The following is a 17,264-nucleotide window of genomic DNA, read 5'->3' on the forward strand; positions in this document are numbered from 1 at the left end:
GGCCGCGACGAGGAGGTTCGGATGGCCGAGCGGATCGTGATCGCATCGGGCGCGCGCACGCCCGTGGGCTCGTTCGCGGGCGTCTTCCGCGACGTCGATGCGCACGAGCTCGGCGCGGTGGCCGTGCGCGAGGCGCTCGCTCGAGCCGCCGTCGACCCCGCCGAGGTCGGCGAGGTCGTCATGGGCTGCGTCGCGCAGTACGGGCCCGACGCGTACAACGCGCGGCGCGTCGCACTGGCGGCGGGGCTCGAGCCGCGCGTGCCCGCACTCACGGTGAACCGGCTGTGCGGCTCGGGCGTTCAGGCGATCTGGTCGGGCGCACAGGAGCTGCTGTGGGGCGACGTCGACGTCGTGGTCGCGGGCGGCGACGAGAGCATGTCGCGCACGCCCTTCCTCTCCTACGGTCTGCGCGGCAACAAGCGCTTCGGCGACCGTTCCCTGCACGACGGGACCTTGGCCATCCTCACCGACCCGTTCAGCGGCCGTCACATGGGGACGACCGCCGAGAACGTCGCGGCGCGATACGGCGTCTCGCGTGAGGAGCAGGACGCGTTCGCCCTCGAGAGCCAGCGCCGCGCGGCGACCGATGCCGCACGCGCCGCCTTCGCTGAGGAGATCACGCCCGTGGTCGTCGGGGACGCTCCCGTGACGGTCGACCAGCATCCGCGCCCGGACACGACGCTCGACGCGCTCGCCCGCCTGCGCCCGGTCTTCCAGGAGGGCGGCACGGTCACCGCCGGCAACGCATCGGGCATCAACGACGGTGCCGCGGCGACCGTGCTCATGCGCGAATCGGATGCCCGTGCTCGCGGCATCGCCGGACTCGCGACGATCGAGGCGGTCACGACCGCCGGGATCGACCCCGCGCTCATGGGCTACGCGCCCGCCATCGCGCTGCAGCGGCTCTGGGATCGCACGGGGCTCTCGCCCGATGCCGTCGACGTGTTCGAGGTGAACGAGGCGTTCGCCGCCCAGGCCGTCGCCGTCATCCGCGACGCCGGGCTCGACCCCGCCCGCACGAACCCGTACGGCGGCGCGATCGCGCTCGGGCACCCGGTCGGCGCGACCGGCGCCATCCTCACCGTGCGCGCCGCGCTCGATCTGCAGCGGCGAGACCTGGAGCACGCGGTCGTGACGCTGTGCATCGGCGGCGGGCAGGCGATCGCCGCGCTCCTCCGCCGCTGGGACGGCTGAGCCGGGCAGACCGACCTCGATCGCGGGAGAGCGCTATCCCACGGTCGGAATACTGCTCAAGAGACGCGATTCGTTGCGAAAACCAGCAAGAACCGTGATTCTTCTCGCACAATTCCTCCTCTGAACCACTTCCTCCCGGCGCATTCTTGATGCAACGCGGTTCGCCGCTCCCGAGATTCGCATCACCCCAGGAGATCGCCATGAACACCACCATCGCCGACCACGACACCGACGCCTTCGACTTCCTCGCCACCCCCGTGTGGTTCGAGCGCCACCCCTCGCAGGCCGAGGGCGAGGACTTCTGATCCCCGCAGCCTCGACGCGATGAAGCGCTGCGACGCCCCCTCCACTGTCGGAGGGGGCGTCGCGCTGTCAAGGCCCTCCCTCGACCCCGGTCCGCGCGTGAGACTGAAGACCTTCCGACGAAGAGAGGTACGACATGAGCACTCCCGACGACCAGCAGCGGCCCTCCGACCCGGAGATCGCGCACCCGTCGCAGGCCGAGGGCATCGACCCCGATATGAGCACGGTCGAGCCGGACCCCGAGGAGTCGGGGCACCCCTCGCAGGCCGAGGGCGACGACGTCTGAGGCGCGCAGCCTCCTGAACGACGACGATGCCCCCTCCCACCACGGGAAGGGGCATCGTCGCGTCCCGCGTCAGATCGCGGCGATGGTCCAGGCCGCGACGTCGGCCGTCGCGCCCGGCTCGAGCAGCACGAGGTCGGTGCCCGAGTTGAAGGCGTCGGGCGGGCAGGTCATCGGCTCGATGGCGAGCCCCGCGCGATGGCCGACGCCGCGGTGCGGAAGGTCGGCGGTGTGCACCTGCACCCACGGGCAGCGCTCGTCCCAGAGCATCCGCACCCCGCGGCCCCGGGCATCCGTCACCTCGGCCACCGCCAGACCGGAGTCGTCGCGGGAGAGGCCCGTGTACGCGTGGTCGATCTCCGTCGCGCCGATCTGCCGCGCCTCGCGGTAGTCGAAGCGCTCCGCGTCGTCGGTGACGGGCGCGAGCTCGGTGGGGATGAGGCGCTCCTCGGTCGCGCCGAGCACGCTGTCGGCACGCAGCGCGAGCGTCCAGTCGTCGACCGTGCCCTCCCCCGCCACGAGGTACGGGTGCGGGCCGGTGCCGAACGGCGCCCGAGACGCGCTCGCGTTCGTCGCCGACACGGTCTGCGTGAGGCCGTGGTCGGCGTCGAGCGCGAACGTCGTCGTCACCGTCACGCGCCAGGGGTAGGCGTCCTGGGGCTCGATCGTCGCGGCGAGCGTCACGTGGGTCTCGCTCTCATCGACGACGGCGAACCCGGCCCAGGCCACGAGCCCGTGGAGCGCGTGCCCGCGCGACGGCTCGGTCAGTGCCAGCTGGTACTCGACGCCGTCGAAGGTGTAGCGCCCGTCCACCACGCGGTTCGGCCACGGTGCGAGCGTCGTGCCGCGGTAGGCGGGGCGCACCTCGTCGCTCGCGAACGGCACGACGAGATCGCGGCCCTCGTAGCGGAGCGTGCGCAGCGTGGCGCCCACGCTGGCGATGGCGGCCTCGTATGCGCCGGCTCGCAGCACGTGCTGCGTTCCCGAGACGTCGGCGGTGTGCGTCATGTTCTCTCCCTCTCGGCGCCCACGGCGCTCCGTCCGTCAGTATCCCGCGTGGGCGCCACCGGCGGCGAACCGCGCTCAGCCGCGCGCCGCCGCCTTCGCCTCGCGCTCCGCTGCCTTCAGCCGCGCGCCGCCGCCTTCGCCTCGCGCTCCGCTGCCTTCAGCTCGCGCTCGGCTGGGGTCCGCGCGCCGGGCGCGAGGAAGATCGCGACCGCCACGAGCGCCATCACGACGATGAGCGCCGAGCGCAGCCCGAACTGCTCGCCGAGGAGCCCGAGCACGGGCGGCCCGACGAGGAACGCGATGTAGCCGATCGTCGCCGCGAACGACACGCGCGCTGCGGTGTCATCGCCGGAGTCGCCGGCGGCCGACAGCGCGACGGGGAACCCGAGGGATGCCCCGAGCCCCCACAGCACGACCGCGGCGGCGGCCGCGATCTGGCTGTCGACGAAGATCACGACGGCGAGGCCCAGCGCACCGAGGAGGGAGCTCGCCGCGAGGACGGCGGCGCGACCGAACCGGTCGACGAACCAGCCGCCGACGAAGCGCCCGACGGTCATGGACGCGGCGAAGATCGCGTATACGGCCGATCCGAGGGCCGCATCGAACCCGTGGCCTTCCACCATGACGAGCGGCAGCCAGTCGTTGGCGGTCCCCTCGGCCATGGCGAGCGCGAGGATGATCCCGCCCACGAGCAGCAGGTTCGGGTCCTTCCAGACGGGCGTCCGCGCGCCCGCCGTCGCCCGCGGCGCCTCCCGCGCGCGATCGCGCACGACGGCGCGGCGTCCGACGCCTGCCGGCACGTTCCGGATGGCCAGCGCCAGTCCCACGACGATGATCGCGCCGACGACGGCGAGGTGCGTCCCCACCGGGAAGGCCGCCGCCGTCAGCAGCATCCCCGCGATCGCGCCGACGACCGTCCCCAGGCTGAAGAAGCCGTGCATGAGGGGCATGACCGAGCGGCCCAGCGCCTGCTCGACCTCCGCGCCCTCGACGTTCAGGCCGACCTCGCCGGAGCCCATCCCGAAGCCGAACAGGGCGAGCCCGAGGGCGACGACCGGGGCCATCCCGAGCGCGGCGCCGAGGCCGACGACGGCGACGCCGATCGCGCTGGCGAGCGTGCCGACGGCGATGACCGGACGCGTGCCGAGGCGTGCGACGAGCGGACCCGACGAGAGGATGCCGATCATCGAGCCGACCGAGAGTCCGAAGAGGATGAACCCCATCTGGTCGATCCGCGCGCTCAGCAGCGTCTGCACGTCGGGCGTGCGCGTCACCCACGACGAGATGCCGAGGCCGGGCAGGAGGAACATGACGAAGAGCGCGTTGCGGCGCTGTCGGATGGCGGGGGTCACGGGAGCCTTCGCGTGGGAGACAGGGTCGACCACAACCGTAGAGGACCGGGCACGCGTGCGGGCGCGCGGCGACTCCCCCGCCCCGTCATCCGCGAGGATGGAGGGATGACGACCCGAGGGACGCCCGCGTCCGCGCCCGCGAGCGACGACGCCCCGCGCATGAAGCGCGCCCTGCAGAGCCGCCACATCCAGATGATCGCGCTCGGCGGCGCGATCGGGACCGGCCTCTTCTACGGCTCGGCCGACACGATCGGCGTGGCGGGGCCATCCGTTCTGCTGGCGTACCTCGTCGTGGGCGCGGTGATCTTCCTCATCATCCGCGCGCTCGGCGAGATGTCGGTCGATGAGCCGGTCTCGGGCGCCTTCAGCCACTTCGCCCACCGCAACTGGAGTGCGCGGGCCGGCTTCGTCTCCGGCTGGAACTACTGGTTCAACTACATCGCCGTGGCCATGGTGGAGCTGTCGGTCGTCGGCACCTTCGTGAACTACTGGCTGCCGGCGGTGCCGCTGTGGGTGTCGGCCGCCGTCGTGCTCGTCCTCATCACCGGCGTCAACCTCGTCGGCGTCCGCGCGTTCGGCGAGTTCGAGTTCTGGTTCGCCATCGTGAAGGTCGGCGCGGTCATCGCGATGATCGTGCTCGGCGTCGTCGTGGTGGCCTTCGGCATCAACAACAGCGCCGACCTGCCCGACCCGACATTCGCGCACCTCGTCGACGACGGCGGCTTCTTCCCGCACGGGCTCGGCGGCACGATCGCATCCCTCGCCGTCGTCGCGTTCTCGTTCGGCGGCACCGAGCTCGTCGCCGTCACGGCCGGCGAGGCTGCGGACCCGCGCCGCACCATCCCGAAGGCGGTCAACCAGGTCATCCTGCGGATCCTCATCTTCTACATCGGCGCCCTCGCGGTCATCATGGCGGTGATGCCGTGGTCGCTCATCGACGGCGGCACCAGCCCCTTCGTGCAGATCTTCGATCGCATCGGCATCCCGGGCGCCGCGCACATCCTCAACCTCGTCGTGCTGACGGCCGTGGTCTCGGTCTACAACTCTGGCCTCTACTCCAACGGGCGCATGCTCTACTCCCTCGCCCAGCAGGGCAGCGCGCCCGCGTTCCTCGGCCGCCTGTCGCGCCGCGGAACTCCGGTCGCGGGCGTCCTCGCCTCATCGGCCGTCACCGTGCTCGCGGTCGTCGTGGTGTTCCTGTGGCCGGACTTCGCCTTCCAGTACCTGCTCTCGATCGCGCTCATCGCCGCGATCATCAACTGGGGCATGATCATGATCACCCAGCTGAAGTTCCGTCGGCGCATCGGGGCGGATGGCGCGGCTCGCCTCGCCTTCCCCCTCCCGCGGGCGAAGGTCACGCCATGGATCGTGCTCGTCTTCCTCGCCGGGGTCGTCGTGCTCATGGCCTTCTCCCCGCAGTACCGCACCGCCGTCATCGTCGGCCCGGTGTGGGTGGGCATCCTTCTGGTGGCCTACGAGGTGCGGGCGCGTCGCGCGCGGCGAGCGGATGGCCAGGGCGCGGATTCCAGGACCGCCTAACGCTCGCGAGAAGCGGATGCAACCCCCTCCGCATCCGCCCGAAGTGCCCTATCGTCGGCACATGCTCACCGTGGACATCCCAGAAGACGGCCAGCTCCTCGACCTGCTCGCCCACCGCCATCCGGCGAGCGTCACGATCGCGATCGGATCCTCGCCGAAACCGACCGATCACGAGCGCGTGCGCATCGCCCTGCGCGACGCCATCGACGACGCCGCGGAGCGCCTGGCCCAGACCGACATCCCCAAGGACGAGCAGAAGGAGGTGGTCTCGCAGCTGCGCGCGACGCTCGACGACGACGGGTTCTGGGAGCACCAGTCGCAGTCGATCCTGCTGCTGGCCGCCCCCGGCCGGAGGGAAGCCTTCCGCCTGCCGTTCGACGTCGAGGACCGCGTGACGATCGGCTCGCGGTTCGCGCTGCGGGCGCTGCTGCGCGCGCCGCACCACCACCACTGCGCGTTCGTCCTCCAGCTGTCGAAGCGGAAGGCGCGCCTCACCGAGCTCCTGGCCGACGGCCGGCTGGTCGAGCACCCGCTCGTCCTGCCCGACGACATCGAGTTCACGTTCATCCACGCGGAGAACGCCGGTCAGGCCGACCGCGACCGGGCCCGCGGATCGGACGGCGACCAGAGCGAGCGCGAGCGCTACTGCAAGATCGTGCAGGACGAGGTGGTGCGCATCGTGCCGCGCGGCACCCCGCTCATCCTCGCGACCTCGGAGGACCTCTCCGCCGCCTACCGGTCGCGTTCGACCCACGACGCGCTGCTGGATGCGGCCATTCCCGCCCACCCGGACTCGCTCGACGACAACCGGCTCGTCGAGGAGGCCTGCGCCATCCTCGAGGAGCGCAAGAAGGCGGCCACGGAGACGTGGAAGGAGCACTTCGGCGAGCTCCGCTCGCAGGGGCTCGCCACCTCGCGGGTATCGGAGGTCGCCGCGGCCGCCGCCGCCGCGGCGATCTCGGAGCTGCGCTTCGACGCGGGTGCCGACGTGCCGGGGAAGATCGACGAGTTCGGCCGCGTCGTGGCCGACAGCGACGATTCGGCCCTCGTGGAGGACGTCGTCGCGCACGTGCTGCAGTCGGGCGGTCAGGTGCGCGCCGTGCGCCGCGAGGAGCTCACCGACGGCGGGCCCTTCGCCGCCGTGTTGCGCTTCGCGGTGCCAACCCCGAGCTGATCCGATACAGCGAGAACGCCCGGCCCGTGCGATGCACGGGCCGGGCGTTCTGCGGGGCGACTCAGAAGTCGAAGTCGCCGATGTTCTCCTTGTCGAACACGAACGGGTCGCCCAGCAGGACGACGCCGTCGGCGCCGACGGTGTACTCGCCGAGGTCGCCCGCCTCGAAGGTGTCGCCCTCCTCGCCGGTGATGTCGCCGGCGATCAGCGCCTGCGCGGTGTAGGCGGAGAGGTAGCCGAGGTCCTCCGGGTTCCACAGCGCGAACGCCTCGACGGTGCCGTCCTCGACGTACTCCCGCATCTGGTTCGGCGTGCCGAGACCGGTCAGCGCGACCTTGCCCTGGAAGTCCGAGGTCTGCAGGTAGCGCGCCGCGGCGGCGATGCCGACCGTGGTGGGCGACACGATGCCCTCGAGCTTCGGGTGCGACTGCAGCAGCGCCGCGGTCTTGTCGAACGAGGTCTGGTCGTCATCGTCGCCGTAGACGGTCTCGACGACCTTGATGTCAGGGTACTCGCTGCCGAGGTACTCCTCCATCATCTCGATCCAGGTGTTCTGGTTCGTCGCGTTGGCGGCGGCCGACAGGATGGCGATCTCGCCGTCGCCGTCGATCTGCTCGGCGATGAGGTCGGCCTGGACCTTCGCGATGCCCTCGGCGTCAGCCTGGTTCACGAAGATGTCGCGGCACTCGGGGTTGGTGTCGGAGTCGAACGTGACGACCTTCACGTCGGCGTCGCGTGCCTCGTTGAGCGCGTCGCAGATGGCCTGCGGGTCGTTGGCCGAGACCACGAGCGCGCCGACGCCCTGCTGGGTGGCGGTGTTGATGTAGCTGACCTGCGCGTCGGGGGTCGCCTCGGCGGGGCCGACCTCGGCGAACGTGCCGCCGAACTCCTCGACCGCGCGCTCGCCGCCCTTCGACGAGGTGTCGAAGTACGGGTTGCCGAGGTTCTTCGGCAGGAACGTGACGGTCAGGTTGCTGCTGTCGCCGCCGCCGCTGCTGCTGCCCTCGGAGCCGGAGCCCGAGTCGGAGTTGCCGGAGTCGAGAGCGCAACCGGAGAGCGCCAGGGCGATGCCCATGGTGAGAGCGGCAGCAGCCGCACCCTTGCGTGCAAACGTCATTGTTCTTCCTTTCGTGGGGTAGGAGGTGTCGAGCGAGCCCATCATGCTGTGGAGGCCGCTGCCCGCACCCTTCCTCCTGGCTTGCGGCGTGCCTTCTGCACCCAGGCCAGGAAGCTGGCGGCCACCACGGAGACGACCAGGAGGGCGCCCGTGATGATGTTGATGACATCGGACGTCACGTTCGCCAGGCGCAGGGCGCTGGCGAGGATGCCGATGAGGAGGACCGCGGCGATGACGCCGTGGATCTTGCCGCGGCCGCCGAAGACGGACACGCCGCCCAGGACGACGGCCGCGATGACCTGCAGTTCGAGGCCGGTGGCGTTGTCGCCGCGGGCGCTGCCGAAGCGGAGCGTGTAGTAGATGCCGGCGAAGGCCGAGACGACGCCCGCGAGGACGAAGAGCACGAACTTCGTCCGCTCCACGGGGACGCCGGAGAAGTGCGCGGCCTCCTTCGACAGGCCGATGGCGTAGATGCCCCGGCCGAAGGGGGTGAAGTGCAGCAGCACGACGAACACGACCAGCAGGACGAGGAACGGCACGATGATCGCTGGGATCGGGGTGCCGGCGAACTTGGCCTTCGCGAGATCGGTCCACGTCTCCGGGAAGCTCGTGACGGCCGTCGTGCCGAGGAGGCCGACCGCGAGGCCGCGGAACAGCGCCAGCGTGCCGATCGTGACGGCGAGCGACGGGAGCCCGACGACGGTCACGAGGAAGCCGTTGAACGCGCCGCCGATCACGCCGACGACGAGCGCGACGAGCGCGGCCAGCTCGAACGGGGTGCCGGACTGCACGAGCACGCCGGTCACCACGCTGGAGAGCCCCACCATGCTGCCGACCGACAGGTCGATCTCGCCGGTGACCATGATGAGCGTCATCGGCAGCGCGATGAGGAGGATCGGCGCGACGTCGAGGATGAGGTACGTGAACGTGATCGGCTGCGCGAAGCCGCGCACCGTCAGTGCCGCGACGAGGGCGACGACGACGAGCAGCGCGATGATCGCGGTCTCGCGGCTCAGCACGAGCCGCTTCCAGAGCGGGCGGTCGAAGTCGCGGGCGACGCGATTCGACGACGTGACGGGTGCTGTGGTCATGACTGTTCCCTCGCCTCGATGAGCCGACGCTTCTGCCGCACCGCGAGCACGCGGTCGAGCACGATGGCGCTGATGATGAGCAGGCCGACGACCGCGCGCTGCCAGAAGTCGGGGATGCCGAGGATCGGCAGGGCGCGGTTGATGGTCATGAGGAGCATCGCGCCGATCGCCGCACCCCACACCGAGCCCACGCCGCCGACGATCGCGACGCCGCCGATGACGGCCGCGCCCACGGCGTCGAGCTCCCAGCCCGAGCCCGCCTGCGAGTTGATGGTGCCGTAGCGAGCGGCGTAGAAGACGCCGCCGAGCCCGGCGAGCGCGCCGGAGAGGACGAACGCGGTGAGCACGCGGCGCGTGACGCGCAGACCGTAGAGCTCGGCCGCGGCCGGGTCCGACCCGATGGCGTAGTACTCGCGGCCGCCGCGGGTGTTCTTCATGAACCATGCGGCGATGGCGAGCACGATGACCGCGACGATCGTGAGGATCGGGATGGTCAAAATCTGACCGGTGCCGAGCGCGAGGAAGCTCTTCGGCATGTCCGACGCGTTGACGCGGTCGCTGCCGGTCCACAGCACGTTGATGCCGCGGTAGGCGTACAGCGTGCCCAGCGTGATCACCATCGCCGGCACCTTCGCGAACGCGACGAGCGCGCCGTTGATGAGGCCGAGGACGGCGCCGAACAGCACGGCGAGGACGACCACGACGACGATCGGGATGCCGGGGATGTCGATGAACAGCCGACCGGTCAGGTAAGCGGAGAGGCCCATCACGGATCCGACGGAGAGGTCGACGTTGCGCGTGATGAGGACGATCGCCTGGCCGACGGCCACGAGCACGAGGATCGACGGCGTGAGGAGGAGGTCGCGCCATCCGTCGGGGCTGAAGAGGAAGGTCGGGTTCTTCACCGTCGCCGCGGCGACGACGATGACGAGCGCGAGGAGGATGCCGAACTCGCGCGCCTTGCCGAGCGTGCCGATGTGGCGCGTGACGTCGGAGGCGGGGATGGCGCGGGTCGCCTGGGTAGTGGTCATGCTGCGGCCTCCGAGGAGTGGGTGGCGGCGTGCATCACGTTCTCGCTCGTGGCGACCGCGCGGTCGATCTCGGCGGTGATCCGGCCTTCGCGCATGACGAGCACGCGGTCGGCCATGCCGAGCACCTCGGGGAGCTCCGACGAGATCATGAGGATGCCCATCCCCTGCTGCGCGAGCTGCGAGAGGAGACGGTGCACTTCGGACTTGGTGCCCACGTCGATGCCGCGGGTCGGCTCGTCGATGAGGAGCACGCGCGGGTTCGTCGCGAGCCACTTGGCCAGGACGACCTTCTGCTGGTTGCCGCCGGAGAGCGTGGCCGCGACGGTGTCGAGGGCGTTGCTCTTGACCTCGAGCCGGCTCGCCCACTCGCGGGCGGCGCGGTTCTCGATGCCGGTCGTGACGAGGCCGAGCTTGGCCAGTCGGTTGCGGATGGACAGGGTGATGTTCTCGCCCACGCCCGCCTCGACGACGAGCCCCTGCTTGCGCCGGTCCTCGGGGACGAGCGCGAGGCCCGCGCGCATGGCGGCGTTGGGGTTGCGCTTGGGGACGACCGAGCCGCCCATGCGCACGCTGCCGGCGGTGTAGTCGTCGACGCCGAAGACGGCGCGAGCGACCTCGCTGCGGCCGGCGCCCACGAGGCCCGCGAGCCCCACGATCTCGCCCGCGTGCACGGTGAAGGTGATGTCGGAGAAGACGCCGGGGCTGGTGAGGCCCTCGACCTCGAGCAGCGGCCCGCCCTTCTCGGCCTCGAGCTTCGGGAAGAGCTCGGTGACCTCGCGGCCGACCATCTGGTGGACGATCTCGTCGACGCTGGTCTCGGCGATGCTGCTGGTGGCGATGTACGCGCCGTCGCGCATGACGGTCACGGTGTCGCAGAGCGAGAACACCTCGTCGAAGCGGTGCGAGATGAAGATCAGCCCGCGTCCCTCGTCGCGGAGACTGCGCGCGATCGCGAACAGGCGCTCGACCTCGACGCCGGAGAGGGCGGCGGTCGGCTCGTCCATGATCAGCAGCGAGGCGTCGAGCGAGACGGCCTTGGCGATCTCGATGACCTGCTGATCGGCTATCGACAGCCCCTCCGCGGGGCGGTCGGGATCGATCGTCACGCCGAGGCGCGTGAAGAGGCGCTCGACCTCGTGGCGCATCGCCTTGCGGTCGATGCGGCCGAACTGCGTCGTGGGCTGGCGGCCCATGAAGATGTTCTCCGTCACCGAGAGGTCGGGGAAGAGCGTCGGCTCCTGGTAGATGACGGCCACGCCGGCCGCCTTGGACTGCGCGGTGGACGTGAAGTCCACGTCTTCGCCACGGAGGCGGAAGACGCCGCCATCCCGCTGATACAGGCCCGCGACGATCTTCACGAGCGTCGACTTGCCCGCTCCGTTCTCGCCCACGAGCGCGTGAATGGAGCCTGCGTCCACGGAGATGGTGCCCGAGCGCAGTGCGATCACTGAGCCGAAGGCCTTCTCCACGTCACGCAGCTCCAGCACCGGCGACTCCGCCATCGGCTGCTCCTGCCCTCTTCGTCGAGGACGAATCTGAATCGATTCAGTCCCAATGCGTGCCACTGTAGGAGCGCCGCGGAACGCGTGTCAAGCCGACGAAGCCGCCGTGACCATCCCGAGACCTGAACCGATTCACCTCACGCCGAGGCGCGGACGACGAGCTCCGGCTGGAACACCGTCTGGCGTGGGATGGCGTCGGGGTCGCTCGACTCCTCCAGGAGGATCCGCAGCGCGGTGCGGCCGATGATCCGGCTGGGCTGGCGCAGCGAGGTCAGCGGCACCGCCGCAGCGGCCGCGAACGGGATGTCGTCGAACCCGATGAGCGCGATCTGCTCGGGGACGAGCGAGCGGCCGGAGACGACGAGCGACTGCATGAGCCCGAGCGCGAGGAGGTCGTTGCCCGCGAACACGGCGTCCGGTCGATCGCGTCGGGGTCGCTCGAGGATCCGCTCCCCCGCCCTCGCGCCCTCGGTGACCGTCATCGCCTCGGTCGCGATGATCTCCAGTTCGACGTCCTCGTCGGCCTCGTCGACCGCGATCCGGGCGCCCGCGAGCCGGTCGTTCATCTGCCGCAGATCGAACGGGCCGCCCACCACCGCGATCCGCCGCCGGCCGATGCCGATGAGGTGCTCTGCGGCCATCCGCCCGCCGGCGAGGGAGTCGACGGAGACCGACGAGAACCGCCCGTCGCCGCTGAAGCGGTCGATGAGCACCGAGGGGATGCCGCGCGAGCGCAGCCGCTGCAGCTGCGACGCCACGTCGCCGTGCGGGGCGATGAGCACGCCGCGCACCTGCTGCTCCTCGAAGAGCTCGAGGTACATCCGCTCGCGCGAGATGTCCTCATCGGTGTTGCCGTGCAGCAGCGCGATGCCGTTGCGGAAGGCCTCGTCCTCGGCGCCGCGGACGACGTCGTTGAAGAACGGGTTCTGGCCGTCGAGCACGACGAAGCCCACCGTGTGGCTGACGCCCGCGCGAAGGCGCCGGGCCGCGTCGTTGCGCACGTAGGCGAGCTGCTCGATGGCGGCGTTCACCTTCGCGACCGTGTCGACGGCGACCTCGTCGGGCCGGTTCAGCACGTTGGAGACCGTCCCGACGGACACCCCGGCGAGCTGCGCGACGTCGCGGATGCTGGCGGGCACGGGCTCTCCTCGGGCGCGAGCAGGATGGCTGATGCACCGATGCAGGCAGCTCGCGACTACGCCTAGAGTAGTCCCGCGACCGATCGAATCGATTCAGTCCGGCTCAGCGTGGAGGAGGGCGAGCATGACCGCGCGCGATCCCGACGCGCTGCCCGTCCTGGAGATGCGCCGCGTGGTGAAGTCCTTCGGAGCCGTGCTCGCGCTGCGCTCGGCGAGCCTGCGGCTGGAGAGCGGGTCGGTGCACGCGCTCGTCGGAGAGAACGGCGCGGGCAAGTCCACGATCGTGAAGATCATCGCCGGCGTCTACCGGCGTGACGCCGGGCGCTTCGAGATCGACGGTGAGGCCGTCGACTTCACCTCCCCCGCGCAGTCGCGGGAGGCGGGCATCGCCGTCATCCACCAGGAGCCGACGCTCTTCCCGCACCTCTCCGTCATCGAGAACGTGTACCTCGGGCGCGAGCCGCGGGGGGCGCTCGGATCGATCGACCGCCGCGGCATGCGGGACCGGCTGCTGCGGATCCTCGGGCGCCTCGGCGTCGACATGGATCCCGATCTCCCCGCCGACGTGCTGTCCATCGCCGATCGGCAGATCGTCGAGATCGCGAAGGCGCTCACCGAGGACGCCCGCATCCTCATCATGGACGAGCCGACCTCCGCGCTCTCGGTCCGCGAGATCGAGCGGCTCTTCGCGATCGTGCGGAGCCTGCGCGACGAGGGCAGGGCCATCCTGTTCATCTCGCACCGGTTCCGCGAGGTCTTCGACCTCTGCGACACCATCACCGTGCTGCGCGACGGCGCCTTCGTCGAGACCATGGACATCGACGACACCACGGTCGACGAGCTCATGACCGCGATGGTCGGGCGCGACGTCACCGAGCTCTTCCCCAAGCAGGACGTCGAGATCGGCGAGCCCGTCCTCGAGGTGATGGAGCTCGAGAGCCGCGGCGCGTTCCACGACGTGTCGCTCACGGTGCGCGCGGGCGAGATCGTCGGCCTCGCGGGCATCGTCGGCTCGGGGCGCAGCGGCCTGGCGCGCGCCATCTTCGGCGTCGACCGGTACGACGAGGGCCGCGTGCTCGTGGACGGCGAGCGGGTTCCCTCGGGGAGCCCGGCAGCGGCCATCCGATGCGGCATCGCCCTCGTGCCCGCGGATCGCCTGCGGCACGGGCTCATCCCGAGCCTGCCGATCTCCCGCAGCGTGACCCTGGCGTCGCGTCGGTCGCTCGCGCGGCGCGGGCTGCTCTCCAGCAGGGCCGAGCGCGCGGCCGCGCGGGGGTGGGTCGAGCGCCTGCGCATCAAGGCCACCTCGCTGAGCGCTCCCGCCGGCTCGCTCAGCGGCGGCGGCCAGCAGCGGGTGGTGCTGGCGAACGCGCTTGCGACCCGGCCGCGGCTGCTCATCGTCGACGAGCCCACGCGCGGCATCGACGTGGCCTCGAAAGCCGAGATCCACCGGCTCCTCGGCGGGCTCGCGGGCGAGGGGATGGCCATCCTCATGATCTCGTCGGAGCTGCCGGAGATCCTCGGGATGTCGGATCGCGTGCTCGTCATGCGCGAGGGGCGCATCACCGCCGAGCTGCCGCGGCAGGCGGCCACGCCCGAGGCCGTGATCCGCGCGGCCACCGGCGGCTAGGGAGAGGGGAAGACCATGGAGAGGCTGTCGGATCGTCTGCTGTCGTGGGCGAGCCTGATCGACGAGCAGACCGTCGCGCAGGCGCGCACGTCGTCGCAGATGCCGTTCATCCACCCGCATCTGGCGCTCATGCCCGACGCCCATCTCGGACTCGGCGCGACCGTCGGCTCGGTCATCCCCACGCGCGGCGCCATCATGCCGGCCGCCGTCGGCGTCGACATCGGCTGCGGCATGATCGCCGTGCGCACGCCGTTCATGCGCGCCGATCTCACCGGGCGCGACCTCGGCGACCTGCGTCGACGGATCGAGCGCGCGGTTCCGCTCTCCGCCGGGCACGCCAATCACAAGGTCACCGCCACCGCCGCGCCCCGCGTCGCCGAGCTCGAGCGGCTGGCGGCCGAGGCGGGGTTCGATCCCGCGGCACGGGCGAAGGGCTGGCGCCTGCAGCTGGGTTCCCTCGGCAGCGGCAACCACTTCATCGAGGTGTCCGTCGACGAGACGGACGCGGTGTGGATGTTCCTGCACTCCGGCTCGCGCGGCGTGGGCAATCGCATCGCGCAGCACCACATCGCCATCGCGCAGCGCGTGTGCCGCGACGCGCGGATCGACCTGCCGAACCGCGACCTCGCCTACCTCGAGGAGGGCAGCGACGAGTTCGCGCAGTACATCCGCGAGCTGCGGTGGGCCCAGCGCTTCGCGCTGCTCAACCGCGAGGAGATGATGGACCGCGTCGCCGAGCAGCTGGGGCGCTTCCTCGGCACCGAGGTCGAGGAGCTCGAGCGCATCAACTGCCACCACAACTTCACGGAGTCGGAGATGCACTTCGGCGAGCGCGTGTGGGTGTCGCGGAAGGGCGCGATCCTCGCCGATGCGGGCCGCCCCGGGCTCATCCCCGGCTCGATGGGGACGGCGTCGTACATCGTCGAGGGGAAGGGCAACGCGCTGTCGCTGAACTCCTCGCCCCATGGCGCCGGACGGGAGTACTCCCGATCCGCCGCCCGCCGCACCTTCACGCGCGAGCAGCTGCGCGAGGCGATGGCCGGCATCGAGTACCGCGACACCGACGCGTTCCTCGACGAGATCCCGCAGGCCTACAAGCCCATCGACCGCGTGATGGCCGACGCGGCCGACCTCGTGACCGTGCGGCACACCCTGCGGCAGCTCGTCAACGTGAAGGGCGACTGACGGTCGGCCCTACTCCGTCTCGAACGGGAAGCGCACGCCGAGCGCCGAGCGCCACCGGTCGAGCGTCCGCACGGTCGCGAGAGTCTCCGCGTGCGTCATCTCGGCCGCCTCGCCGGTGCCGTCCGCCAGCGCGGCGAGCACCGCGCGCGCCTCGAGGGCGTAGGCGGGGGCCGGATCGATCTCGATGACCTGGGCACCGTCATCCGCAGTGGCGACCTCGATGGTCGTCGCGCCCGTCGGCGTCCACGGGTCGGCGATGCGGATGCGCCCCTGCTCGCCGAGGACCGTCACGTCGTTCGGCGCGTTCACGCGCACGCCCGTCGAGAGGGTCGCGGTGATGCCGCCGCGGTAGGTCGCGCGGGCGACCGCCCATTCGTCGACCCCGGTCGGGCCGACGACGCCGGCGGCCGAGAAGACGAGCGGCTCCGCGGCATGCATGCCCTCCGCTGCGTCGACGATCGCCGCCGCCATCGTCACCGGGTAGCCGCCGACGTCGAGAATGCCGCCGCCCGCCACGGCGGGGTCGAACAGCCGCCCCTCGCGCTCGGGCATCGCGAACGCGAACGCCGCGTCGATGTGGAGCACCCGCCCGATCGCGCCGTCGCGGATGAGATCGAGCACCGCGCGGGTCTGCGGGTGGAACCGGTACATGTACGCCTCGACGAGCGGCACGGCCGCGCCGCGAGCCTCGCTGACGAGGGCGGCGGTGGTGGCCTCGTTCACCGACAGCGGCTTCTCGCACAGCACGGCCTTGCCGGCGCGGATGGCCGCGCTCACGAGATCGGGATGGGCCGTGTGCACGGCGGAGACGTAGACCGCGCGCACGCGCGGATCGGCGAGCGCCTCCTCGTATGAGCCGGCGAAGACGTCGGCGTCACCGCTCGCCTCCGCCTCGTCCGCGAACACGCGCGCCCGCCCCGGGTCGGAGCTGCCGACCGCGACGATCCCGCCGCCGGTCGAGGAGAGATCGGCCAGGAACCGCCGTGCGATCTGCCCCGGGCCGAGCACGGCCCATCCGCCCGTCGTCGCGCTCGAAGCCGGGTTCGTCTCGGGAGAGCTCATCGTCGTCCTTTCGAGGGGAGCCGCGCGGTCGCCGCCGATGGGGCCCACCCTAGGGGCGACGGGAGGCGCGGGCAAAACCTCCTCGACTCAGTCGCTCGCGCGCGCCGGCACCTCGTGGATGGCCGTGCTGACGTTCGCACCGTTCAGCTCGAGATAGAGATGGCCCTCGGTCACCGAGACGGACATCGTATTGCGACGCTCGATGGCCGCGGTGGCGTCGTCGATGAAGCCGGGGTCGAAGCTCCGCAGCACGATGTCCTCGGCGCGGTGGATCGTCTTTCCCGCCCACGCGGCGAGCAGCCGCGCCGGGTCGCGGTGTGTGTAGACCGCGGTGCGCTCAGCGAGCTTGCTCGCGTAGTGGAGGCGCTCGGCGTCGGGAGCGCCGACCTCGATCCACGCGGTGATCGCGCCGGTGAGGTCGCGGACGATGACGGCGGGCTCGTCCGTCGACGAGATCCCCTCGCCGAACGCGATCCCCTCCTCGTACTCGAGGCAGTACGCGAGCACGCGGGTCAGCATGTAGGCGTCGGTCTCCGACGGATGCCGCGCGACGCGCAGGTTCAGCTCGTCGTAGACGCCGCGATCGACGTCGGCCAGCTGCACCGTGAAGGTGTGGATCATCGCGCCGATCGCCATAGCGACCGAGCCTACCGG

At 71.2% G+C, this 17,264-nt stretch carries 15 protein-coding genes; 6 read left to right on the top strand and 9 right to left on the bottom strand.

Annotation, left to right across the window (positions count from 1 at the left end; genetic code table 11):
• The first annotated feature begins 21 nt into the window (after nucleotides 1-21).
• Nucleotides 22-1,194, top strand: coding sequence for a thiolase family protein (locus D7D94_RS08190; RefSeq protein ID WP_156242149.1), 1,173 nt, complete (start codon nucleotides 22-24; stop codon nucleotides 1,192-1,194).
• Between the two features lie 439 nt (nucleotides 1,195-1,633).
• Nucleotides 1,634-1,783, top strand: coding sequence for a hypothetical protein (locus tag D7D94_RS08195; RefSeq protein ID WP_156242150.1), 150 nt, complete (start codon nucleotides 1,634-1,636; stop codon nucleotides 1,781-1,783).
• 69 nt (nucleotides 1,784-1,852) lie between these two features.
• Here D7D94_RS08195 and D7D94_RS08200 read toward each other — a convergent pair whose 3' ends face one another.
• Both D7D94_RS08200 and D7D94_RS08205 read right to left on the bottom strand, forming a co-directional pair.
• On the bottom strand, nucleotides 1,853-2,788 hold the full coding sequence (locus D7D94_RS08200; protein WP_156242151.1) for an aldose 1-epimerase family protein: 936 nt from the start codon (nucleotides 2,786-2,788) through the stop codon (nucleotides 1,853-1,855).
• 116 nt (nucleotides 2,789-2,904) lie between these two features.
• The gene (locus D7D94_RS08205; RefSeq protein WP_156242152.1) at nucleotides 2,905-4,140 is read right to left on the bottom strand and encodes an MFS transporter; all 1,236 of its coding nucleotides are present in this window, start codon (nucleotides 4,138-4,140) and stop codon (nucleotides 2,905-2,907) included.
• Nucleotides 4,141-4,245: 105 nt separating this feature from the next.
• Between D7D94_RS08205 and D7D94_RS08210 the strand changes: the two genes are divergently transcribed.
• Entirely contained in the window at nucleotides 4,246-5,679 is a 1,434-nt protein-coding gene (locus D7D94_RS08210) for an amino acid permease (protein WP_246171733.1), read from the top strand.
• Nucleotides 5,680-5,740: 61 nt separating this feature from the next.
• On the top strand, nucleotides 5,741-6,853 hold the full coding sequence (locus D7D94_RS08215; RefSeq protein ID WP_156242153.1) for a baeRF11 domain-containing protein: 1,113 nt from the start codon (nucleotides 5,741-5,743) through the stop codon (nucleotides 6,851-6,853).
• Between the two features lie 61 nt (nucleotides 6,854-6,914).
• On the opposite strand, the gene rhaS is transcribed toward D7D94_RS08215, so the two are convergent.
• The 5 genes from rhaS to D7D94_RS08240 all read right to left on the bottom strand — a co-directional run bounded on the left by rhaS (nucleotide 6,915) and on the right by D7D94_RS08240 (nucleotide 12,733).
• Complete coding sequence (gene rhaS, locus D7D94_RS08220; RefSeq protein ID WP_156242154.1) at nucleotides 6,915-7,970, bottom strand: rhamnose ABC transporter substrate-binding protein; 1,056 nt, start codon at nucleotides 7,968-7,970, stop codon at nucleotides 6,915-6,917.
• A 41-nt stretch (nucleotides 7,971-8,011) separates the two neighbouring features.
• Nucleotides 8,012-9,061, bottom strand: coding sequence for an ABC transporter permease (locus D7D94_RS08225; RefSeq protein ID WP_156242155.1), 1,050 nt, complete (start codon nucleotides 9,059-9,061; stop codon nucleotides 8,012-8,014).
• Complete coding sequence (locus tag D7D94_RS08230; RefSeq protein WP_156242156.1) at nucleotides 9,058-10,092, bottom strand: ABC transporter permease; 1,035 nt, start codon at nucleotides 10,090-10,092, stop codon at nucleotides 9,058-9,060. The genes D7D94_RS08225 and D7D94_RS08230 overlap by 4 nt, the downstream gene beginning before the upstream one ends.
• Nucleotides 10,089-11,594 (bottom strand): sugar ABC transporter ATP-binding protein, encoded by a 1,506-nt coding sequence (locus D7D94_RS08235; RefSeq protein ID WP_156242157.1) that lies wholly within the window; start codon nucleotides 11,592-11,594, stop codon nucleotides 10,089-10,091. Before D7D94_RS08235 ends, D7D94_RS08230 begins: the two co-directional genes overlap by 4 nt.
• A 137-nt stretch (nucleotides 11,595-11,731) precedes the next feature.
• Entirely contained in the window at nucleotides 11,732-12,733 is a 1,002-nt protein-coding gene (locus D7D94_RS08240; protein WP_156242158.1) for a LacI family DNA-binding transcriptional regulator, read from the bottom strand.
• A gap of 124 nt (nucleotides 12,734-12,857) precedes the next feature.
• Between D7D94_RS08240 and D7D94_RS08245 the strand changes: the two genes are divergently transcribed.
• Together D7D94_RS08245 and D7D94_RS08250 are read left to right on the top strand one after the other, a co-directional pair.
• Nucleotides 12,858-14,363 carry a sugar ABC transporter ATP-binding protein gene (locus tag D7D94_RS08245; RefSeq protein WP_156242159.1) on the top strand — a complete coding sequence of 502 codons (1,506 nt, stop codon included), beginning with the start codon at nucleotides 12,858-12,860 and terminating at the stop codon, nucleotides 14,361-14,363.
• 15 nt (nucleotides 14,364-14,378) lie between these two features.
• Complete coding sequence (locus D7D94_RS08250) at nucleotides 14,379-15,548, top strand: RtcB family protein (RefSeq protein ID WP_156242160.1); 1,170 nt, start codon at nucleotides 14,379-14,381, stop codon at nucleotides 15,546-15,548.
• A gap of 9 nt (nucleotides 15,549-15,557) precedes the next feature.
• Here D7D94_RS08250 and D7D94_RS08255 read toward each other — a convergent pair whose 3' ends face one another.
• A complete protein-coding gene (locus D7D94_RS08255; RefSeq protein WP_156242161.1) occupies nucleotides 15,558-16,610 on the bottom strand; it encodes a Gfo/Idh/MocA family protein in 1,053 nt (350 codons plus the stop codon).
• Nucleotides 16,611-16,697: 87 nt separating this feature from the next.
• On the bottom strand, nucleotides 16,698-17,246 hold the full coding sequence (locus D7D94_RS08260; RefSeq protein WP_156242162.1) for a YaeQ family protein: 549 nt from the start codon (nucleotides 17,244-17,246) through the stop codon (nucleotides 16,698-16,700).
• Nucleotides 17,247-17,264: the final 18 nt, after the last annotated feature.

It is taken from the genome of Microbacterium oryzae (assembly GCF_009735645.1).
Taxonomy (GTDB): domain Bacteria; phylum Actinomycetota; class Actinomycetes; order Actinomycetales; family Microbacteriaceae; genus Microbacterium; species Microbacterium oryzae.